The sequence below is a fragment of the Bartonella sp. AP1QHHD genome (assembly GCF_042196265.1).
Lineage (GTDB): Bacteria > Pseudomonadota > Alphaproteobacteria > Rhizobiales > Rhizobiaceae > Bartonella.
The window spans coordinates 16,373-39,211 of record NZ_JBHIPW010000023.1 but is presented as its reverse complement, the minus strand read 5'-3'; the positions used below and the strand labels follow the sequence as shown (position 1 = coordinate 39,211).

Here is a 22,839-nt window from a genome sequence, read left to right as displayed (position 1 = left end):
TTTATGCTTTTATATGCACGATCACCGATATGTTTAGAAACATTATTCAGAATTCGATATTTAACTTTTTTAGTAGATTCTAATTGATTATGCCATTGCATGCTTTGTAAATACTGATGCAATAACCAATCGAAAGAGCCTTTTGTAAGTCTGTTTATTTTCTTGGAGATGCCATTTTGCGCTTGTTTAATAGCCAGCGTATATTTGCTCTGATGGAAATCAATGGACTGTCATAAATTTTAGTATTTCCATAAATTTTAGCTTTTCCACTAATAAATGTGCCACCGTAAACATGTGCATCCCCAAAAACCTTGGCATAACCATAGACTTTTGCATCATCACTTATCCAGCAATTGCCATCATGACTTAGATTGTCTTCTTTTTGTGTAAAAGCGCCAAGATCACCTGCCTTTACATCTCCAAAGTCTCTCAAAGCACGGATGCGGTAAAGTGTAATGTATCCACCAACCTCAATTGTTTCATCGGTCAGTTCATATTTCTTTTCCTTGATTTGCGCAGAATTCACCCGTAGCGTGAATCATGCATCACTTAAAAGTTGTTAGGAATGGGTAGGGGGCTGGGAGGCATATGGGCAATCCCATTTTAAAAAAATATGCAAATTTATTTTTTAGATGTGCTTAATTTCATATTTCCAATCAGGCAATGGAATGAGAGCTAATGCGAGTTGTCCTCTATGACACATGCATACATTGGCTTCAAAACAGGTGATTGCAACGCGCTTTTTGTTAAAAAAAATTTGATATAATTTGTTTATTGCACAAGAATTATCCTTGAGAGTTGTATTTTGATAATCTTCAAAAAGGCGATCATAATCTTTTGTGTTTTCAAATTTCTTCGTTTTTCAGAGGCAATTCCAAGTTCAGGCATATGCCATATATTCAATATCAATGTTGTTTACAACTTTCTCTAATTGTCTTTTTGAAAATCCGTATTTTCTGCTTATTGGATTTTTACGAATATCATACAAAAGTTTAATATTATTTTTGATAAGTTGATTGAAATAGTCCTCAAAGGATTTTCTTTCATAGCCAATGGTAAAAAACAAAGCTCTCATCTTTAGCAGACTGTATGATGATATGTTTGATGTTACACACGTTTAATTTCCTTAGTAAATAGGTGGGGGCTCCATGAGTGCCTCTTTCCAAAAGGATAAATCCTCTAGCGATTATCATAGTGTTGTGGAACAATCAGGCATCAAAGCGGGTGATGGCGGCTTTAATATCATTGTTAAAGACAAAACGACCCTAACCGGAGGCATTATTGCTAGCACAGCCTCAGCGGACAAAAACAGCCTGACCACAGGAAGCATTAGCACCAGTGACATCAACAACGGTGCCCATGCTAAAGCCAGCAGCCATGGGTTTAGCANTGCCAAGAATGTTTTAAATCACGGCAAAGCCAAGGATGGAGCAGAAGGGGAAACCAAATCTGCTATCAGCGATGGGACTATCATCCTTACTGATACAACTGGACAGAGGGCGATGGGGCAAGATGCTGGACAAATCATTGGCTCTCTCAACCGCAACACCGCAGCAGCCCACCAAGCTGTAGGACAGCTAGATGTCGCACCGCTTGAGGGAGCAGTGCATAATCGCGTAGATATGATCAATGATTTATCGGATGAAGGATTGGGATACTGGGACAAAATACGCGAATTCGCATATCTCAAAGAGCATCCTGAGGGTGAGGTTGAGCATGATGAAAATGGCAATGTCCTCTATGCAACAGATAAAAATGGAAAACCTATAAAAGACAGCTATGGAAGAAAAATACCTCTGTATCACTATTTAACACCAGAAGAAGAAAAACATTTACAAAAAGGTTCTGATGGCAAGGTTCATATGTTTTACAATGGTATTTTTACCTCACCAGATGATGCTGCGCGTTATACTGTCCAGTTTGCTGACAATGATCATGGTCCCCTTTATTTTACATACTTCCCAGAAGCTGAAGACTGGGAAGTGGAAGTAGGGATAGCGATTTTTCAGAAGTTTCTGGAAGGTAGATTTTTTTTGGATTGACCAATTCAACCAAGAAATTCCAGGATACAATGTATCTTTATGGCAATACAGGATTGCATGATGATGCCCATAGTCGTGGTACCATAACAGCAGGAAATGGATCACATGATTTAGTAAAGCATGGTGTTCACGGTATAGCAAAGGAAACAACGGTTAATTTTTTTGGTCCAGCTTATAATACTCAAGACATGGCAGATACGTTATATATCTTAAGGGATGGAAAGAAAACCACTGTCGGCTTGGAAAACCATGCAGATGATTTTGTTGGTGTTGTGTTTGGCAAAAATCCCGCTACTTTTGACAAGAGGCCCCTTGGTAGTAACGTAGTGAAAGAGGCAAAGAAAGTACTATTTGATTATCCAAGTCCTCATGTTTGTTATGCAAATGCGGATCGAGCATGTAGACATGATTATGGTTCATCTCACCGGATACAAATTGATTCAATTAATTCATGGAGCAAAAAATGAAACACATTTTAAGATTATTAAGCGGGATAATCCTGTTAAGTATAGCTGGGTGTAATTTTTTTAAGCCTGCTCCAGGGTATATGTATTATGTGGGAGAAGCCAGGAGCAGATTTTACTGAGATAGGAAAAGCTTTATTAGAATGTGGAATGCCAACGCCTTATGATGAGGATTCAGAAAGCAGAGAGCAGAGTATTAATGCACAGGCAACAGTCCATGCTTGCATGATTCAATCAGGATTCCACTATAAAGATGAACATGAAGGGGGATGGTGTTATACTTTTAAAGAAGACAACCTTCCAAATTGTCGTCCAGGTGCTGTCATCCCACAGAGAAGTGTCAAGAGGCGCTTAAATAGCCCTTATTGTAAAAAGCATTCAGAACAACTTGAATGCAAACCTTAAGTCTTGCTTCAGCAGAGAAAGCCTTGAATTTACACCAAATAAAGCACCAGGTTGATGAGTTTGAGAAAGCCTTGTCCGTCCTTACGTGACAAGGTTTTTTTATGCCGCGTCGTTATAACGTTGCTGTTTTGCTTGCTCGATGACATTCAAAAGATCTGATTGTAACCAACGCGATAAAAAACCAAATTTTAAAGGTTTTGGGAGAGAGCCATTAGTTACACATGTCGGCGAAATGTTGAAACACTCATATGAAGCAATTTTGCACTTTCACGGTCAGTTAAAAGAATATCATTTTCTGTCATTCTAAAATCCTTTCACTATAAAAACAAAAACAAATCATAACCATTTATTAACCACATTTTGGTTCATTTTTGAAGGTATTGTATTTATAGAAAACAATATTTTATCATAGTTTTTCTGATGTGGTAATTTATGAATCTTATTGAGAAAGAATGAGAGAAAAGAGAGCTAAAGTTATCCACAGATAATGGGGCTATTCACCCCATATCTTAAGATTGACCCGTGACATAAGCCGCCCATTTATTCATATAGACACGGCGCTGTTCTAGATAGTCAGTACGACGATAGGAGCGCTCTACTTGCCCTCCGACCGGTATGACTTAGAATGGTTTCAGCGACCTCATAGGGGGCATCGGTTGTTTCTGCTAGCCAATCGCGTAAACTAGAACGAAATCCATGCGGGCAGGCATCAAGACCAGTTTGTTGCATATAGTGTGACATACAACGTTCAGCAAGGGGACCGCGACCTTTAGCAGAAAAAAAGAAATCATTACGAGAAAGCCCGCGTGCTTGTTTTAAAATATCTAATGCTTCTGTTGATAGAGGCACGCGAAACTCTTTTGTTGTATCACGCTTGCCTTTCATATTTTCAGCAGGAATTGTCCATATATCGCCATCAATTTGATCTTCACGAATATGTCGCAAAGGATTGCTACGAACCCCTGTAAGGATAAGCAAACGTAATGCCAGATATGGTATGGTTGTTGTTTTACAAAGCGTCTGATAAAAAGCCGGCACTTCTCTCCAATCCATGGCTGGTATATTTTGTGCTTTATGGAGTTGCTTTCCTAAGAGAGCGCGTGCTTTTTATGTTGCCTGTAAATCAACGTCCAAACCCAAGGCAGCCGCATGTTTGAGACAAAGATTAAGACGCATCAATGCTGTTCGAGCAGTTCTAGCTTTTGTATGCCAAATAGGAGCAAGTGTATTGCGTATCTCTGTTTGTGCAATCTCTGAAACGGGCAGACAACCTAATTTTGGCAGCATATAAAGCCGTAAAGGTAAAAACCAATCTCCAGCCTTGCCATCATCTTTTAATTCAGCTTTACGGCTTTCAAAAGCATCTAAAGCAATATCTTTTAAGTAATGGAGATTGCGCATTGCCTCACGCTTTTGTTTGTTGCGTTCTTTAATAGGGTCACGCCCCTCACGTAAAACAGCACGCCATTGCATTGCACATTCACGGGCTTGTTTTAAAGAAACATCTCTTAAAGCACCCAAGCCCATTTCGCGACGACGACCATGAATGGTATAACGGTAAATCCATTGAGCACCTCCATCTTTACGCTTATGAAGAAGCAAGCCGGCACCATCATTATATTTGCCAGCTCCCAATGTTGCGACAGACCTTGCATTAAGACGGTTCATAAGAACCATTTTTACTCCTTTCTTATACAGTTTTTACCCACACGCCAGCCCCGCTTATGACGTGCAAGTAAGTGATTTTGATTAATACAACATGGAACAGATTTTAAATGAGAGAATCCTACAGTATTAGTTTTTTCATTCAATATGAAAACAATAAGTTATCATTATAAATCAAAGTGATGTGGCGTGATGAAGATGCTTATGCAAAGAATCTAAAAGTTTTTTTGCGAGTGTTTGAATAAGTTCTTTGTTTTCTGAATTTTAGATACAAAATACTATTGCTAAAGTACTAAAAGTAGATCATGCTGATAAATAGATGAAACTTTGATGGTGCTTGGTTTAAAAAAAGACAATATTTGATTTCACTGTTTGCGCGGGCATTAATTTTGCAATAACAGATGATAGTTTATTGCGTGCAGAATACTGTTATTCAGATTTCGTTAAAAAGAAATTTATAAAAGAATATTATCATTAACAGTTATACGAAAATTTAATGAAAATGAATCCAACTTTAAGACACATAATTCTAGTGTGATTTAGTTTACAGATTCTCATTGAATGCAAAATTAAAAGTTTAAGAAGCCTTATTTTCAAAAAATCTTTATTTTTTTGTGAGTGTGTCATTTTTGCTACAGATATTTCAGAAAAGATGCTCTATATGAATTTCATTTTGGATATTTGGAGAGATTTTATGAATACAAAACGTTTAATAACAGCGTCTATTTTTTCTTTAATTTCAGCGTCTACAGCGCTAGCTGCTGATGTTATGATTCCTCATCAACCAGCACCGTCGACTTCTTCTACCATTGTTGCGCCTACTTTTTCATGGACAGGTCTTTATTTAGGTGTCCAAGCTGGTGGTTTTTCGAGCAAAGCTGATGTGGCTCTTGTTGGTCAAGAAAAGAGTTTACCACTGGATAAAGAGTTCTCTCCTAAACTTTCAGGTTTTGTAGGTGGTTTTTATGCAGGTTCTAATATTGATCTCGGTGATAACTTTATTTTTGGCATCGATACGGATTTAATGATATCTGGAAAAAAACACACAAAGACCATTACCATAGGTGCGGCTGATAACACTACAGTAGAAAATGCAGTCGTAAGATCCCGCAGATCCGCAAGCCTATCAACGCCTCAACCAACACAAGAAGCAATAGGAACACAGGCACAAACGCAAGCAGCAAAATCCGCTTCAGGAGGATCTGCAGGTGCAGGAACACCTGCTGGTGCAGGAGCTGCAGTAGTAGGGACGCCAGCAACAGGATCTGCGTCAGGAAAATCTGCACCAGCAGCCTCAGAAGCAGTGCAATCCAAACAAACAGGCGATGTTAATTCAACAAAAACGCCAGTAGTGTCATCTCTACCATCAAAAACGTTAACATCTGAATCGTCAGGAGTACAAGCAGTTTCCGCTAATCAAGTAACAAAACCACAAGCAGGAACGACTACAACGACAGTGTTAAACGAGAGAACACAAGCAGCTGATACATCTAAACTAACACTCTCCAGTACAGGGACAAAATCAGTGCAATTGCCATCGTCCTCATCAGGAAGATCAGATACAGGAGGGGTATCGGTAGGTGGATCACAACCAGCTGCACCTAAATCGACATCCCTTACAACAGGAGCAGGAACATCAGTGCAGTCAGCATCGCGATCAGCTACTGTATCAGTAGTGCCTGCACCAGTAAAACCTACTGTAACCACACCAGCAGTACAGCCAGCAGCAAAAGCACCTACATTGGTACAACCATCAGCAGAAAAAACAGTACCGAGCGGACCACTTGTACTTGCGAGATCAGGATCATCCTCTGGTTCAGAGACAAAAGCTTCTAATGGAACAAGCGGAGCCCAACAGGGAGGTCATCATAGTTCTTCCCATGGTAGCGGAAATGCTAATTCGCATGGTGCACCTCATGCAGGTGGGCGTAGCTCTGGTGCTCATCCGAATGGTACTAATCCACATGCTTCTCGTTCTCATGGTGGACAGAATATGTCTGGACACGCTGCACAAAGTACACAAGCGGTGGATAAGAACGATTCCAGTGTATATGGTATAGAACAAATAAAAAAGCTGGCTTCTGAACTTGGTCTTGATCAAGAGGATGAAGTTGAAACTTTAAATCATACTTTCAAACAAAATTGGGGTGGTGCTACACGGGTACGTATTGGTTTTGCTGCTGATCGCTTTATGCCTTATCTTGCTGGCGGTATTGCTTATGGGCAATTCCAAGACACTGTATCAATATCCGTTAAGGATGAGGATGGAAGAGTCGTTTCTTCTAAGAACTTATCTGATGAAACAAAAACCATGATTGGTTACACACTTGGTGGTGGCGTTGATTTCTCGGTTTTGGATAATGTGATTGTACGTGCAGAATATCGTTACTCTGATTTTGGTAAAAAGAAATTTGCAAAGGAAAAACTTGAAGTTAACTACAAAACCAATGATTTCCGTGTTGGTGTAGCTTATAAATTCTAATTTTTAAAAGAGTAAATTTCTAAAAGGCTCCACTATTAGTGGAGCCTTTATTTTTTAAAAGATCAATTTTTGGTTTCTTTTCTTGTGAATTTCATGATAAAGCCCATAGAGTGTGATGATATATTTTCCTGATCGCTGCTTAATACGAATGATAAGCTCGGCTTTCCCTATAGATAAAAACCAGAGTTGCAGGGTTCAGGGAAGTTATGCAAAAATGAAATCGTAAAAGTGGACAGGAATATTTCACAATGACTGTGAAAAATGAAACAATAGATTATTCAAAAACCCTTTATCTCCCACAGACAAATTTTCCTATGCGTGCAGGGCTTCCGCAAAAAGAGCTTGAATTGATGACGCGTTGGGAAAATATGGGGCTTTATGCGCAATTGCGCCAACAAGCAAAACATCGTCCATTTTATATTCTTCATGATGGTCCACCTTATGCAAATGGTCATATTCATATTGGGCATGCCTTAAACAAAGTTCTAAAGGATGTGGTTGTCCGTTCATTCCAAATGCGCGGTTTTAATGCAAATTATGTACCTGGTTGGGATTGCCATGGGCTTCCAATTGAATGGAAAATTGAAGAAAAATATCGAGCACAAGGAAAAAATAAGGATGAGGTACCTCTTAACGAGTTTCGTCAAGAATGCCGTGAATTTGCACAGCATTGGGTAACCGTCCAAAGTGAAGAATTTAAACGCCTTGGTGTCGTGGGAGATTTTAACACGCCTTATACTACAATGGCTTTTCATGCAGAAGCACACATTGCCAGTGAATTGATAAAATTTGCTATGTTAGATCAGATTTATCGTGGTTCCAAGCCGGTGATGTGGTCTGTTGTAGAGCGTACGGCTTTGGCAGAGGCTGAGATTGAATATCATGATCATGAATCAGAGGTGCTTTGGGTTAAGTTTCCTGTCTTTGAAGCAAATTCTGATGATTTATATGGTGCTTATGTCGTCATTTGGACAACAACACCGTGGACAATTCCAAGCAATCGTGCAGTGAGTTATTCTTCGCAAATTTCTTATAGTATTTACGAAGTTGAAAGTGCTGAAAATGATTTTGGTCCTCAAGTGGGAGAAAAGCTTCTCTTTGCAGACGCTTTAGCGATGAGTTGTGGAGAAAAAGCCAAACTTGTTTTGAAGCGTTTGCGTGTTATTTCTTCTGAAGAGTTGAAAGCTCTTGTTCTTTCTCATCCACTCAAAGGTTTGGCTGGGTGGTATAACTTTAAAATTCCATTGCTTGATGGTTCGCACGTAACAGAGAGTGCTGGTACAGGTTTTGTCCATACAGCACCAAGCCATGGGCGTGAGGACTTTGAAATTTGGAATGATTATAAGTCCTTACTGGAGCAAGCGGGGATTGATTCATCTATACCGTTTCCTGTTGATGATGCAGGGTTCTATACGAAAGATGTTCCAGGTTTAGGACCAGATCGTGAAGGAGGACCTGCACGTGTTATTGATGATAATGGAAAAATGGGTGATGCCAATAAAGAGGTCATTAACGCTTTAATTAAAGCAGATCGATTGTTTGCACGGGGGCGTTTAAAGCATTCCTATCCCCATAGTTGGCGTTCAAAAAAACCCGTTATTTTTCGCAATACACCACAATGGTTTATTTCAATGGATAAAGATTTTGGGGATGGTTCAACTTTACGTAGTCGGGCTTTGGAAGCTGTTTCAAAAACGCGTTTTGTGCCGTCTTCTGGACAAAACCGCCTAGCTTCTATGATAGAAGATCGTCCTGATTGGGTTCTTTCTCGTCAGCGTTCTTGGGGTGTTCCTATTTGTATTTTTGCGAATGAGGATGGTGTTATTCTAAAAGATGAAGGTGTGAACGAGCGTATTTTACGGGCTTTTGAAGCAGAAGGGGCAGATGCATGGTTTGCTGAAGGAGCACGTGAACGTTTTTTAGGTGAGCGTGCACATGAGCCTTGGGTACAGGTTTATGATATTTTGGATGTTTGGTTTGATTCTGGAGCCAGCCATAGCTTTGTGTTAGAAGATCGGGCTGATTTGAAATGGCCTGCTGATGTTTATTTTGAAGGTTCAGATCAACATCGCGGATGGTTCCAATCTTCTCTTTTGGAAAGCTGTGGTACGCGTGCTTGTTCTCCCTATAAGGCCGTGATCACACACGGTTTTACTTTGGATGAGAATGGTAAAAAAATGTCTAAATCTTTAGGCAATACGGTTGTTCCGCAAGAGATCATTAAAACATCTGGAGCTGATATTTTTCGTCTCTGGGTTATGACAACCGATTATTGGGAAGATCAGCGTTTAGGCAAAAAAATACTTCAAACAAATGTGGATTCATATCGTAAACTACGCAATGCAATTCGTTGGATGCTAGGAACTTTAGCACATGATGATGGAGAAGAAGTATCTTATGGTGCACTGCCGGATCTTGAAAAATTTATATTGCATAGGCTTTTTGAACTTGATCAGTTGATTAATCGCGCTTACGATGAATTTGATTTTAAAAAGATTATGCGTGCATTATTGGATTTTTCAATCATTGAGTTATCGGCATTTTATTTTGATATCCGCAAGGATTCTCTTTATTGTGATGCGCCTTCATCAAAAAAACGCAAGGCCTCCTTGCAGGTTGTCCGTGAGATTTTTGAGCGTATGGTCACATGGCTTGCTCCAATGTTGCCTTTTACTATGGAGGAAGCTTGGTTAGAGCGTTATCCAGAAAGCCAATCGGTGCATTTGGAACAATTTCGCTCTGTACCAGAAGAATGGCAAAACCAATCTTTGGCTGAGCGTTGGAAAAAAATTCGGCAGGTCCGTAAAGTTGTGACAGGTGCTTTAGAGCTTGAACGTGCTAATAAGCGTATTGGATCCTCTTTGGAGGCTGCGCCTATTGTTTTTATTTCCAATCTGGTTTTACGAGAGGCATTAGAAAATGTGGATATGGCGGAGATCTGTATTACCAGTGCACTCACAATTAGGCAGGACACAATACCTTCTGATGCTTTTACTTTGAATGATGTTGAAGGTGTTGGTGTATATCCAGAGAAGGCATTAGGAAAAAAATGTGCTCGATCATGGCGTTATACACAAGATGTTGGAAGTGATCCAGCTTATCCGGATGTATCTGCTCGTGATGCAGCTGCTTTGCGGGAATTGCAGATTCTTGGCAAGATTTAAAGTTTTAGATCAAAGGAAAGAAATGCAAGTAAATTTCTCATATTGATGAATATAGTTTTTTGTGGTACGAAAAAAATTCCGTTGTTTTATCTGCAGGGGGGGAAATTTGTGTATGGACCGTTCTCTCATAAATAACGGGAATATTAATCAGCCATACACCTAGGAAATGGAATAGGCAGTGAGAAAACGTGAAATAAAAATATTTCCAATAGGAATTTTAGGGATGTGCTTTGTTTTAACGGGATGCAATTTATCCGCTCCTACCTATGGTACCAATAAACCAGTTTCAATACAGTTTTTTGAAGATGTTGCTAATATCACTTCATTAACACCAACAAATAACAGCAGCCAGATTGTTATGAAACCTCATCCAAAACTTGTAATACCAAGCCTTAGTTCACGCAGATTTTTGCCGGTACCACAACAAGATAGATCTGTCAATGAAATGGCAGCATCGAAGAAGCATCAAGGAAATACACCTTTTCCTCACAAAGGATCGTCAGTTAATGGCGTTGGTTCAGAAAATCCTTCACAGTTGAATGCGAAGCAACGACAGGAATATTTACGTCGTCAGAGAGCACAAGTTGGAAGTTCAAAATACCGTCGCTATCTCACTGAACCACCTTTAAGTTATCGCCAACCGGCAAAAACCGCACCTATTGGTCGATAGGGAAAAGACAAAACATTTAAAGTAAAGTATTTTTCCAATTACTTATGATACCAAGCTCTCATTCGCGCGCAGTTATAATGCTGCTGTAGGAGGGGGTATTCTCATGAAATAGCAATATGACAACAGCATCGAGAGAGTCCTTATGCGTTTCCTTAACACGAAACATTTCTCAAGCTCATTTTACAACATTGCTCATGTGGATAGTATAACGTAAAATCTATTGTGCTCCAATACTTTATGCTTAGGAAGGAGAAAGTGGATACCATCATTTCATTTTACAGACTCCAATGTTACGATAATTCTTGCATTTGAGAGCTTTCATAAGAGACATTTTTAGTCTTTTCTAAAACGTTCTTTATCCAGACGATAATTCCGCTTATGATGTGCAAGAAAGAGATTTTTACTGTTTCAATGTAATTTGAAATGAGAGTATATCTACGATATTTTGGACTTTATATTTTATATACAAAATAATGAATTATTCTTTTGAATGAATGTATCATCTAATAGAAACAATATGCAGAATTAAAAGAGAGAAAAAATGCTTCGAAATAGCTTTTGCTATATATATATATCAGAAGAATTAACAGTCTTTTTTGAGAAGTAGGATAGTTTTTAAAGAGTGAAAGTTATGGAAGAAGAATTATTTTTAGTATCGCTTTTGTACAAAAAAGTCTTTAAGTAATTGAGCTGCTTCTTTTTCCTTGAAACCAGAATAAATTTCAGGTTTGTGATGGCAGGTTGTTTGCTGATAAAAACGTGGGCCATTTTCTATAGCACCTCCTTTGGGATCATTTGTTGCATAATAGAGACGTCGTATGCGTGCAAATGAAATGGCAGCGGCACACATAGCACAAGGTTCAAGTGTTACATAAAGATCGCAATCAGGAAGCCTTTCGCTTTGCAATGTTTCGCAAGCCATACGGATTGCGCGTATTTCTGCGTGTCCTGTAGGGTCATATGCAGATTTTATAAAGTTACCAGCGCGTGCAATGATAGCTTTTCCACGTGTAATGATAGCACCTACGGGAACTTCATCTTTTTTTGCAGCCTCTTGCGCTTCTAAAAGGGCTATTTCCATGGGCGTCAAGGTCATAATATTCTTTCTACTGAAGGTATAGAAAATCTAAAGGTTATCTCGATAAGGAATGCTATGGAATGAATAATTTATTACGCTTTTATAATGAAAAGAATACCTCTATTTTTTTTAAGAGTTTAAAACAAACTTGCAAGTTGGCAGATACATTATTGTCGTTAAAGGATAGAAAATGATAAATGATTATGCTACTTCATTTTTCAGGATAAGCGGTATGGTGCATGTGAATAATTTTCTGAACATACTTGCAAAGATTGGTTTGAAACGCAAATGAATGAAAATAATGAGAGTGAACGAATTGCTAAAAGGTTAGCGCGTGCTGGTATTGCTTCGCGTCGAGATGCAGAAATGATGATTGTTGCAGGTCGTATTTCTGTGAATGGTAAAGTCGTGACAACGCCTGCTTTTAATGTTAGCCGCTCTGATGTTATTATAGTTGATGGCAAACCTTTACCTCCTATAGAACGAACGCGTTTATGGCTTTACCATAAGCCAGCAGGTCTTGTCACCACGAACCGTGATCCTGAAGGCAGACCTACAGTATTTAGTAATTTACCAAAAGGAATGCCGCGTGTTCTTTCTGTTGGAAGGCTTGACATTAATACGGAAGGGCTTTTGCTTTTAACCAATGATGGTGGCTTAGCGCGTGTATTAGAGCTTCCTGTAACGGGGTGGGTCCGCAAATATCGCGTCCGTGCTCATGGAAGAGTAAAACAGAGTACGCTGGATAACCTTAAAAATGGTATTGCAATTAATGGTATTTTTTATGGTTCGATTGAAGCATCAATTGAACGCGAACAAGGGTCGAATGTTTGGCTTTCTGTCGCTTTGCGAGAAGGAAAAAATCGTGAAATAAAGAATGTTTTAGGGGCATTGGGATTATCAGTTAATCGATTAATACGTGTATCTTATGGTCCATTTCATCTCTCTGATTTAGAAGAAGGAGCCGTGCAAGAGTTAAAAGGGCGGATGTTACGAGATCAGTTGGGTGAGCGTTTAATTATGCAAGCCAATGCAGATTTTGATGCTCCTATTCTTAAGCCATTTTCAAATTCTGCAGTTGTTGCAGAAAAGCAAAGCCAGAAAGATCTTTCTGTTGCAAATGATGGTTGGGTTTTCTCAAGTGAAAGGGCGATACGACGCCGACCAAGAGATGGTTCTGTTGAACATAGTCGCGCACGATTAAGTACAAAGTCTCATGAGAATGTAAAGAAGGAGAAAAGTGAAGAAGGAAAAGCAGAGCGTTTTCTACCGCGTTCTCGCCGTGCTAATGTTTGGATGGCTCCTGGTGCACGTCCGCAAAGTGCACGTAGAAAGCCTTCCTATAGTGAGGAGAAATCGCATGATCATAAGAGCGATTTGGATGGTAGAAAATCATTTCATCGAGGCAAGGAAAAACTAAAAGAAAATCCGTCATACAAAGAGAAGAGGGAAAGTTTTGTTCAAAAACATGGCAAAATATCTTATGACGAGACGCATCCCTTTGGTAAGAAAGATCGCTTTTTAAAGGATAAAGAGAAAATGATAAAAGGTGGTCATGATGAGCATTCTTTTGAGAGAAAGAAAAAGGTAAAATCGTTTGGTGGTGCTATGAAAAAATCTAAACCACATAGGGACGGTGCAAAAACTTCGAAGCGATTTGGAGGTCCACGTGCGGATCATAGGCGGTAAATTTGCTGGGCGTGTTTTGTTTTCGCCTGTTAATCAGTCGATTCGCCCAACGAGTGATCGTACACGTGAAAGCCTTTTTAATATTCTTTCTAGCCGTGAAGAACAATTTTGGACCAATAAACGCATTCTTGATCTTTTTGCTGGGACTGGTGCTTTAGGCATCGAAGCACTTTCACGTGGAGCAAAGGCTGCTGTTTTTGTTGAAAACTCGGTTGAGGGGCGTGGGGTAATTCAAAAAAATATCGAAGCCTTTGAATTACAGTCAATAGGGCGGATTTTGCGTCGAGATGCAACCAAACTTGGTAATATTGGAACAATGCTGCCATTTGATGTTATCTGCGCTGATCCTCCCTATAGCCATTGTTTAGGTGAACGTGCTTTTGTAGAAGCTTTGCGAGGAGGGTGGGCAAAAGCTGATACACTCTTCATACTTGAAGAAAAGAAAGATACAATGATTCATTTACCTGACGTCTTTTATCTAGATGATGAGCGTTTTTATGGTGAAACAGCAATACGTCTCTATAAATTACGATCGCTTACATCTTGAGAAAGTTCTTGTGTTTATCCGATAGGATGAAAAAATGCTTTTACACAGTTTTCTTCATTTTATATGGTTTTTAAAAGGTTAAGCAGAAAATCAATAAAAGATTCTAATGTTAAAGGAATTGATGAATTTTTATTAGCTTTACTATAGAAGGATGTTTTTTCTCCAATAGGATATATATTCCTCGATAATAGTTATGATCTTTTTTGTCTAATTTTTTCTGCTATACCTTAATCATCACATTTCATCAGCAGTTGAAAGCTTTAAGCTATGCAGTCTGCATTTATATCTTATATGATGCGTAACGTCTATTTTTGTTATTGTATAAATTTAAAAAAGATATTTTGTTTAGTATTGAAAATATTGTTCATTTATCCTGAATATTTGTGTGTTTAGTTTAGTAGTATCCCTTGTTGATTTAATCATTACATATTAAGTAAATCTGAGAGTATTAAGTATCTTATCGTTGTGCAGCTTTAAGGATACTTTTTTATATTATTCTTTATCACTAAAGATAAGGAATTTGTAAAAAAGGGGAGATTATCATGTTTAAATGGATATATAGTGAAGAGATTAGCACAGAAGCAAGTGCTGAGCAAATTTGGGCTATATGGGAGGACGTAGCAAAATGGCCTTCTTGGGATCACGAACTTGAGTGGGTAGAACTTTTTGGTGCTTTTAAAGTAGGAGCTGTAGGCCAAATGAAACCTAAAAAAGGACCTACAGTAACTTTTACACTTGATAAAGTTATAAAAAATGTTTGTTTTTCTGATTATGCTAAACTTCCTTTTACACGTATGAGTTTTAATCATGAATATATTTGTTCAACAAAATCTGGTTCTTCCAATAACAAAATTCGTCATACTGTAATTATGTATGGCTTACTTGCTCCTTTCTTTGGAGTGATTATTGGATCAAAAATTAAGTTATATCTTCGCGATGCAATGATTGAAATGAGTAGACGTGCTCTTACTGAAAACAAAAGCATCTTGTAAGGGGGTGCATTTATAAAGAAGTTAATACCTTAAAAAAGGTGCAGAAATCTTAGCCTTGTTAGAATGAAATTAGTTATGAGTATATAGCAAATTGATGAGCTATGATTTGGTTTTAGTTAGCTGTTGAAATCGTGTCAAAGCATCTTACGGGATTAATTTTGCGCTAAAAATCTTATGAAATTCATTGAATTTTTTTTATATATAAAAGCTTATAAGATGCTCTCTTCATTGAAAATGAGAAAGTTTCAGAAGTTCATTACTTCTCTATGATGTAGGTCCATATCGTCATAATATTTTCCTGTTTCTAATGTTGCAATATTTTTTGCATTTAAAACCTTCATAAGAGGCATTTTGATTTCTTCTTAAATAGGTTTCATTCATATGCCTCTTATTCATGATATGCTCGCAAATAGTTGTGATTGACTCAACATGAATAGGTTCGAAACAAAGAGAATTTTATGCTATTAGGCTTTTTTATACAAATTACAAAACAATAAATTATAAGTATAAATCAAACTGTTAATTTTATTGAAAGATTACAAGATAATTTCTTGATTACTTTTAAATATAAAAAATGAGTTCTTTATGATATTACGTCCATTAGGGTAAAGAAGTTTATGACTGCTCATTTTGTTGAAACCATAATGGAAGGAAATATTTTTTACTCTGTTTAAGTTTTGTTTCATTTACAAGAGTGCCGTCTCATTATGAGAGAGTTTATAGAAGCAAAGAAGTGTATACAAATATAAGGCATTTTCTTGATTCTTTCTTGGAAATTAAAGAATGCTATAGGAAAGATATGAGGTAAGTTTTTTACTACCCAGAGGAAGGAAGACCTGTGATTTAGATCATTTTATGCTTTTCGAATTTTTGAGGACTTTGGCTTAAATTCAAGTGTTATTGCTAAGACTTTTGTTAATTGCCAATTGTTCTGTTGATTTGATTGTCAGTGGAGATTTGGCTCCTAAAATGATAAGGGCCCATGAGAAATCTTGAAACTAAAGAGATTTTACGGCATATACGGCATATTACGTCTTTTCATAAAGAAGCTAAAAGGAAAATGATTTAATGCATTAAAAGAAAAAGAATGCATGAATGTGCATAATCTTATGAATCAATACACAAGAGTTATATTCTGATTTGTATAAATTTGTCAGAATGCTTATCAATGTAAATAATAAAATATTTTAGGGAGTCTATAATGACTGATAAAAACCAGATTGAGAAAGCTGTTTCGCTGGTTGAAGCAGCAAAGCGTTCTGGGGCAGATGCTGCTGATGCTGTTATTGTTCATGCTCATTCTACCAGTGTATCAGTTCGTTTTGGGAAAGTCGAATCGACAGAAGCAGCAGAGAGCAATGATTTTACTCTAAGGGTTTTTGTTGGAAAAAAAGTAGCAAGTGTTTCTGCTAATTTAGGATCTTATCCGCAAGAACTTGCGGAACGTGCTGTTGCGATGGCTAAAGCTTCTCCCGATAGTTTATTTGAAGGTTTGGCAGATAAAGAGTGTTTGGTTAAGTATCCTAAAGATCTTGATCTTTTTGATGATTTTGTACCCAGCAGTCATTTTTTAACAGAAGATGCTTTAAAAACGGAGGCAGCAGCTCTTGATGTTAAAGGTGTAAGCAATTCTGGTGGCGCTGCAACAGCTTATGGCCGTAGTGGGTTTATTCTTGTGACCAGCGATGGTTTTTGTGGAGCCTATCGCTCAAGTTGTTTTTCACGTTCTTGTAGTGCTCTTGCAGGTGAAGGAACACAGATGGAGCGGGATTATGATTATACAACAGCCTTACATTTTTCTGATTTAGAGGCAGCAGAAACTGTGGGAAAGAATGCAGGGCTTGGTGCTGTTCGACGTTTGGGGGCAGTTCGTGCGGCGACTGGGAGCGTTGATGTTATTTTTAATCCGCGTACGGCTCGTGGAATTGCAGGGCATATCGCATCTATGGTCAATGGAGCCTCTGTGGCTCGAAAAACGAGTCTTTTACAGAATTTCCTAGGCAAGGAAGTGATGAAGCCTAATGTTAATGTAACCGATCAACCTTTGCGATTACGTGGAAATGCTTCTCATCCTTTTGATGGAGAAGGGGTAGAGGGGCAAACACTCAATATTATTGAAAATGGTATTTTAAAAAATTGGCTTCTTTCATCATCTACAGCACGTGAATTGGGACTTAAAACAAATGGACACGGTATGCGTTCGGCATCATTAGTGCAGCCGACCAGTACAAATTTTGCTATTGAACCGGGTTTAGTATCGCCTTGCGATATGATAAAAGATTTGCGAAATGGATTTTATGTGACCGAATTATTCGGTCATGGCATTGATTTTATTACTGGTCAGTATAGTCGTGGAGCTTCCGGTTTTTGGATTGAAAATGGTGAAATTGCTTATCCGGTAAGTGAAGTAACGCTAGGTTCTGATTTGCTTCATATGTTAGCACATTTAACACCTGCCAATGATATTGATCGGCGTTATAGTACAGCTGCTCCAACATTGTTAATTGAAGGGATGACACTTGCAGGAAAATAACACGCATCATTCTTCTGATTTAAATCTTTTGCGTGACGTTTGTCGAGAGGCAGGAGATTTAGCAATGCGGTATTTTGGATGCACGTTGGATGTCTGGATTAAAGAAGGTAATTCCCCGGTTAGTGAAGCAGATTTTGCTATTGATCATTTCTTGAAAGAGAGGCTTCTTGGAGCTCGTCCAAATTATGGATGGATTTCAGAAGAAACAAAAGATAATCGAGAAAAACAAGATTATTATGAGCGCTCTTTTGTTGTTGATCCTATTGATGGAACGCGTGGTTTTCTTTCTGGCAATCCTTATTGGTGTATTTCGGTTGCCATTATTGAGAATGGGCGTCCTATTGTGGGCGTTCTACAATGTCCGGCTCAAGGAGATGTTTATACAGCTGTAACGGGTGGAGGGGCAACATTAAATGGGATAAAACTTCCTCGTTTAGCCTTTGAGGTTCATCGAAAATATAAAATTTCACTTGATAAATCGCTCGCACAAAAATTACCAGATGATTTTCTCAATCAAGTCAGTTTTTATCATTATCTTCCTTCTCTTGCTTATCGTATTGTTCTTGTTGCTCAAGATGAAATTGATATCGTATTAGTTCGTCCAAATTGTCATGAATGGGATATTGCCGCTGCTGATCTTATTTTGCAGGAGTGTGGAGGGTGTTTTTTATCGCTTGATGCCCCTTTACTATCTTATGGAATTGAACCTTACCAGTATGGACTTTTAATTGCTGGTAAAAATAATTGCTGTCAAGATATGATAGATGTTGTTCGTCAAACAAAGTTAGTTTAATCACATAAAAGCGCGCTAAAATAATCTAAATGATATGGAGGCACATATGACTGAAACCAAAGGAAAAAAACAATATTTACATCTTGTATTTGGTGGGGAATTAAAAAATCTTAACAGTAATCAATTTAAGAATCCTGATGATTTAGATGTGGTTGGTATTTTCTCAGATTATCAATCCGCTCAAGAAGCATGGCAGGCAAAAGCACAAAGCAGTGTAGATAATGCATTACAACGTTATTACATTGTAGATTTGCATCAGTTTCTTGATGCTGAGTTAGGCGATGCAGAATAAAGCTTGAATATTTGGTTATTATAACCTGTAGATTGCTTCATGCTTTTGTTTAGTCGTCCTTTTCATAGGTACGTTCTTCGGGTAAAATAGAATGCCGTAAAAAAGAATATGCTTGTTGTTTAAAATTCATATGTTTTTTTAAGAAACATCTCCCAAAGCACCCAAGCTCATTTCATAATAGTGTCCGTGCAAGGTATAAAATCCATTATTGCACCACCATCTTTACGCTTAATAAAAATGCAAGACAGTTTCTATCAACCTATTTACAACAGCAATATTATCATGACAGCTATCACTCGAAGTTTATGCTTATATTGTGAATAGTCACTCTGCTTTTGAATGGGGTATGAGACACTAATGCGTTAAGATTAATAAAAAGAGTAGCATTATTAATGATAGCAATTATTACTCTGTTGAGATTATTAGCACTCGTTACTTATCTATTGGAATTTTTTCAACGAGTTATTACTATAAGCTTAGAAACCATGAAAGTCGTTAGAAACTTTACCAAAATTAGAAACTTAGAGAAACTAAATAGATTTATGAAGTTAACTTACCTCATAAGGGGTTCTTGAGTACTCATTTAAAACTACAATCTATAAGTTAATCATTTTGTGTTGATTATATACAATCTTAAAAGGAATAATATATCATTGCGACCTCCTGAAAAGAGAGGATTTAAAATTTTGAAAACTCTTATTTAAATTGCTTTAAGACTTTTAAGAAATTCTCTATTAAACAAGATTAGATTTTTCTGGATTACCTTTAAGAGATTATATCACAATTTAAAATGAGAACTCTATACTATTCAAAAGTTTTTTAAGATTAGTTTGACATATTCATTTTATTGAAATGAAATAATAGAGATTGATCTTTCTTTTAAACACATTTTATTTATTGTATTTATATTAGGTTGTAATGTCTATATGGGTTATTTTTTGAAAAATTGACAATACCTAACATATGTAAAAATAAGCTTTTTCTCTAACATACCAACGTGCAAAATTCAAAGTCTCATTAAAATCATAAGAAGTATTTATTCAGTGAGTTGAAAAAATTGATACAATCTATGTCATAGGTTTATCATTTATATTTTAAAAATTATAATCGACTGAAATGTAGTTTTGTTATTTTTGAGTAAGATTTTTTATAGGGTGCAGAATGAAGTGATAAAATCGATATAAGTTACAAAATTTAATTAAAAGAGATTTAAATATTTAAATAATGTGTATATGTATTGAATTTTCTCATGGATTAAGCTTTTTTTATTTAAGATATGGATGATATTAAAAAATATGGATGCAACCAATAGAGTTGATGAATTTTTTAACAAAATAAGTATATAGATATCTTAAAATAGCTGGATGAGGTGATTTTAAATGGTAGAATTAAAGGCACATACGGCTCTTTTAAGCTATCGGATGATTGGTTTTTGCTTATGTCCTGTTATTCCTTTTTATTTGTTCTTTCGTGCTATTCGTGGAAAAGAAGAGTGGTGTCGCAAAAAAGAGCGTTTAGGTAAAAGTTCTCATATACGCCCCCAAGGTTCGTTAGTTTGGTTGCATGCAGCAAGTGTTGGAGAAACACTTGCACTTGTTCCACTTATAAATTATATTTTATCATTGGAAATCAATGTATTAATGACAACTGGGACGGTGACATCTTCTACTCTTGTGAAAAAATATTTTGGTAATAAGTTGATTCATCAATATGCTCCTTTGGATTTAGATTTTGCAGTGCGCCGTTTTATTCGTCATTGGAAGCCTGATCTCGTCTTAATTTGTGAATCAGAAATTTGGCCTCTTCGTATTAAAGAACTTGCAAAAATGCGTATTCCGCAGATTTTGGTTAATGCCCATATGTCTGAACGTTCTTTTAAAGCTTGGCAAAAACGACGTATTCTTGCCAAACATATTTTTAAGGATATTGATTTGGCGATTGGTCAAAATGAAAGAGATGTAGCTTATTACCATACACTTGGCGTAAAATCTGTTACGTTTTCTGGTAATCTCAAGGCTGATGTTTTTCTGGTTGAAAATCAAGAATTGCTTGCACGTTATCGTAATGCTATCGGCAATCGCCCAGTTTGGGCAGCTGTTTCAACGCATGAAGGGGAAGAGGAGATTGCTTTTGAGGTCCATAAAATTGTTAAAAATTATTTGCCAGATTTATTAACAATTATTGTACCTCGTCATCCTGAACGTTCAGAAGATCTTATCAGAAAATGCGATAATAAGGGATTAAGTTTTATTCGTAGGAGTAGAGACGCTGTTCCAAACATGAATACCGATATTTTATGGGGAGATACCATTGGAGAAATGGGACTTTTTCTTCGCTTATCGAAAGTTTCTTTCGTTGGTAAATCGTTATGTGGAAATGGTGGACACAATCCATTGGAATTGGCTTTGCTTGGTTCCGCTATTTTGACAGGGCCTCATGTTTCAAATTTTCAAGAGATGTTCAAACAATTTCTAACGCATGATGCAGCATATATGGTTCAAGATACAAAACAGCTTGCTATTCAGGTGTATAAGCTTTTAACAAATGAAACATTGCGGCAAGAAATGGTTGATAAGGCTCATGAAGTGGCGACAGGTATGGCAGGTGCATTTGAGCGCACATTAAAGATTTTAGATCCATTTTTACAACCCCTTGTAATACAAACAGGTTTACGTCAGCGTCAGGGTAGATATGCATATTAGCGCCCCTCGTTTTTGGTGGAAAAATAAAAGCTTTTTGCGTTTTGTGTTAGCTCCAGTTTCATGGGGGTATGGTTATTTTTCAAGTCGTTTTATGACAAGACAGCCTCCCGTGATTGATCTGCCAGTTTTGTGTATTGGAAATTTTACATGTGGCGGTGCGGGTAAAACGCCGGTTGTTATTGCTTTTACAAAAGTGGCTAAAGAACTTGGTTTCGTACCTGGTATCGTATCTCGTGGTTATGGTGGATCAGTTAAAGGGGTACATCTTGTAAATGAAAAATATGATACTCCATATAGTGTTGGAGATGAGGCACTTTTACTTGCACCGCATGCTTTTGTAGCTGTATCACCTAATCGTTATGCAGCGGCACAACGGCTTAAACAAGAGGGATGTAATCTTATTTTAATGGATGACGGATTTCAAAGTCGCCGTCTTTATATGGATTATGCGTTACTCGTTGTTGATGCGATGCGCGGTTTTGGTAATGGAGCTGTCTTTCCAGCAGGACCTTTGCGCGTACCATTAAAAACGCAGTTTTCTTTTATGGATAGTGTTTTATTGATTGGTCACTCCGATGCGCCTGATAATGTCGCTTTTCTTGTTTCGCGTACTGGAAAGCCTTTATATCGTGCTCATCTTAAAGCCAGTGCATCTGATGAGGTTTCAGGAAAATCATTTTTGGCATTTGCTGGTATTGGCAATCCAGATAAATTTTTTAAATCTATTAAAGAATTGTCTGGTCATGTGGTGCAAACTTACATATATCCAGACCACTATTTTTTCACAGATAAAAATTTAAAAAGCCTTATACAAAAGGCTAAAATGCACAATTTATGGCTAGCAACAACAGCTAAAGATTATACCCGTATACAGACAATTCACATGCAAAAAGATTTGAAAAATCTTATTATCTTTGATGTGAATGTCGATTTTGTTCAAAAAGACTTCTGTCGTATGGTCCTTGAAGAGGTCATGACCCGCTTTAGAAAACGTTCCCTTGAATTTTCTTGTCTAAAAGGCAAAAGCTAAATTTATAGCTTTCGAGGGGTTATTTTTCTTTTGTTTTTAACAATTGCTTGAGATATGGGTTGCACTCAAGTTCGCGCTGATAGGAGATTTCACAACTAGCATATGCTTCTTGGCGGTGATGATTCCAATATTTTAAATCATCTATAGGGATTTTTTGCCCGCTAACAGCACAAATGGTATAGGTACCATATTCTATAATGTCATATCCGTTATTAGAATAATGAATTTTTGCTTCGCGTTCACCATTGGGAAACATTATAACTCCTTCTTACTTGATACAAGAGATTCAAG

Annotated in this window: 15 protein-coding genes and 5 pseudogenes; 13 read left to right on the top strand and 7 right to left on the bottom strand. The window is 37.4% G+C overall.

Going from position 1 to position 22,839, the window contains the following annotated elements:
- The 3 genes and pseudogenes from ACFIME_RS03145 to ACFIME_RS03135 all read right to left on the bottom strand — a co-directional run.
- Nucleotides 1-203 (bottom strand): annotated as a pseudogene (locus ACFIME_RS03145) (integrase); the annotation flags it as partial.
- Complete coding sequence (locus ACFIME_RS03140) at nucleotides 155-526, bottom strand: hypothetical protein (RefSeq protein WP_375633559.1); 372 nt, start codon at nucleotides 524-526, stop codon at nucleotides 155-157. The pseudogene ACFIME_RS03145 and the gene ACFIME_RS03140, both read right to left, overlap by 49 nt.
- Nucleotides 527-628: 102 nt before the next feature.
- Nucleotides 629-1,075: pseudogene (locus tag ACFIME_RS03135) on the bottom strand (DUF488 family protein).
- 963 nt (nucleotides 1,076-2,038) lie between these two features.
- Here ACFIME_RS03135 and ACFIME_RS03130 point away from each other — a divergent pair.
- Both ACFIME_RS03130 and ACFIME_RS03125 read left to right on the top strand, forming a co-directional pair.
- The gene (locus tag ACFIME_RS03130; protein WP_375684466.1) at nucleotides 2,039-2,509 is read left to right on the top strand and encodes a hypothetical protein; all 471 of its coding nucleotides are present in this window, start codon (nucleotides 2,039-2,041) and stop codon (nucleotides 2,507-2,509) included.
- Nucleotides 2,506-2,911 (top strand): annotated as a pseudogene (locus tag ACFIME_RS03125) (hypothetical protein). The gene ACFIME_RS03130 and the pseudogene ACFIME_RS03125 overlap by 4 nt, the downstream one beginning before the upstream one ends.
- Nucleotides 2,912-3,010: 99 nt before the next feature.
- Here ACFIME_RS03125 and ACFIME_RS03120 read toward each other — a convergent pair.
- Together ACFIME_RS03120 and ACFIME_RS03115 are read right to left on the bottom strand one after the other, a co-directional pair.
- Nucleotides 3,011-3,213 (bottom strand): annotated as a pseudogene (locus tag ACFIME_RS03120) (helix-turn-helix transcriptional regulator).
- A 207-nt stretch (nucleotides 3,214-3,420) separates the two neighbouring features.
- Nucleotides 3,421-4,588 (bottom strand): annotated as a pseudogene (locus ACFIME_RS03115) (tyrosine-type recombinase/integrase).
- Nucleotides 4,589-5,270: 682 nt separating this feature from the next.
- Between ACFIME_RS03115 and ACFIME_RS03110 the strand changes: the two are divergent.
- From ACFIME_RS03110 to ACFIME_RS03100, 3 genes are all read left to right on the top strand, one after another.
- Entirely contained in the window at nucleotides 5,271-7,058 is a 1,788-nt protein-coding gene (locus tag ACFIME_RS03110; RefSeq protein WP_375684465.1) for a porin, read from the top strand.
- A gap of 248 nt (nucleotides 7,059-7,306) precedes the next feature.
- Nucleotides 7,307-10,222 carry an isoleucine--tRNA ligase gene (gene ileS / locus ACFIME_RS03105; RefSeq protein ID WP_375684464.1) on the top strand — a complete coding sequence of 972 codons (2,916 nt, stop codon included), beginning with the start codon at nucleotides 7,307-7,309 and terminating at the stop codon, nucleotides 10,220-10,222.
- Nucleotides 10,223-10,400: 178 nt separating this feature from the next.
- Nucleotides 10,401-10,892 carry a hypothetical protein gene (locus ACFIME_RS03100; protein ID WP_375662640.1) on the top strand — a complete coding sequence of 164 codons (492 nt, stop codon included), beginning with the start codon at nucleotides 10,401-10,403 and terminating at the stop codon, nucleotides 10,890-10,892.
- A 649-nt stretch (nucleotides 10,893-11,541) separates the two neighbouring features.
- Here ACFIME_RS03100 and ACFIME_RS03095 read toward each other — a convergent pair.
- A complete protein-coding gene (locus ACFIME_RS03095; RefSeq protein ID WP_375632851.1) occupies nucleotides 11,542-11,988 on the bottom strand; it encodes a nucleoside deaminase in 447 nt (148 codons plus the stop codon).
- 270 nt (nucleotides 11,989-12,258) lie between these two features.
- On the opposite strand from ACFIME_RS03095, the gene ACFIME_RS03090 reads away from it, so the two are divergent.
- From ACFIME_RS03090 to lpxK, 8 genes are all read left to right on the top strand, one after another.
- The gene (locus ACFIME_RS03090) at nucleotides 12,259-13,659 is read left to right on the top strand and encodes a pseudouridine synthase (RefSeq protein WP_375684463.1); all 1,401 of its coding nucleotides are present in this window, start codon (nucleotides 12,259-12,261) and stop codon (nucleotides 13,657-13,659) included.
- Entirely contained in the window at nucleotides 13,640-14,206 is a 567-nt protein-coding gene (gene rsmD / locus ACFIME_RS03085; protein ID WP_375618629.1) for a 16S rRNA (guanine(966)-N(2))-methyltransferase RsmD, read from the top strand. Before ACFIME_RS03090 ends, rsmD begins: the two co-directional genes overlap by 20 nt.
- Before the next feature lie 542 nt (nucleotides 14,207-14,748).
- Nucleotides 14,749-15,198 carry a hypothetical protein gene (locus ACFIME_RS03080; protein WP_375632855.1) on the top strand — a complete coding sequence of 150 codons (450 nt, stop codon included), beginning with the start codon at nucleotides 14,749-14,751 and terminating at the stop codon, nucleotides 15,196-15,198.
- A gap of 1,201 nt (nucleotides 15,199-16,399) precedes the next feature.
- Complete coding sequence (locus tag ACFIME_RS03075) at nucleotides 16,400-17,731, top strand: TldD/PmbA family protein (RefSeq protein ID WP_375612375.1); 1,332 nt, start codon at nucleotides 16,400-16,402, stop codon at nucleotides 17,729-17,731.
- On the top strand, nucleotides 17,718-18,524 hold the full coding sequence (locus ACFIME_RS03070; RefSeq protein ID WP_375684462.1) for a 3'(2'),5'-bisphosphate nucleotidase CysQ: 807 nt from the start codon (nucleotides 17,718-17,720) through the stop codon (nucleotides 18,522-18,524). The genes ACFIME_RS03075 and ACFIME_RS03070 overlap by 14 nt, the downstream gene beginning before the upstream one ends.
- Before the next feature lie 46 nt (nucleotides 18,525-18,570).
- Nucleotides 18,571-18,816 (top strand): DUF4170 domain-containing protein, encoded by a 246-nt coding sequence (locus tag ACFIME_RS03065; RefSeq protein ID WP_375618600.1) that lies wholly within the window; start codon nucleotides 18,571-18,573, stop codon nucleotides 18,814-18,816.
- 1,379 nt (nucleotides 18,817-20,195) lie between these two features.
- On the top strand, nucleotides 20,196-21,518 hold the full coding sequence (gene waaA, locus ACFIME_RS03060; protein ID WP_375662643.1) for a lipid IV(A) 3-deoxy-D-manno-octulosonic acid transferase: 1,323 nt from the start codon (nucleotides 20,196-20,198) through the stop codon (nucleotides 21,516-21,518).
- The gene (lpxK, locus tag ACFIME_RS03055) at nucleotides 21,508-22,548 is read left to right on the top strand and encodes a tetraacyldisaccharide 4'-kinase (protein WP_375684461.1); all 1,041 of its coding nucleotides are present in this window, start codon (nucleotides 21,508-21,510) and stop codon (nucleotides 22,546-22,548) included. Before waaA ends, lpxK begins: the two co-directional genes overlap by 11 nt.
- Nucleotides 22,549-22,567: 19 nt before the next feature.
- Here the strand turns inward: lpxK and ACFIME_RS03050 are convergent, their stop codons facing one another.
- Nucleotides 22,568-22,804, bottom strand: coding sequence for a DUF2093 domain-containing protein (locus ACFIME_RS03050; protein ID WP_375608064.1), 237 nt, complete (start codon nucleotides 22,802-22,804; stop codon nucleotides 22,568-22,570).
- Between the last annotated feature and the right edge of the window lie 35 nt (nucleotides 22,805-22,839).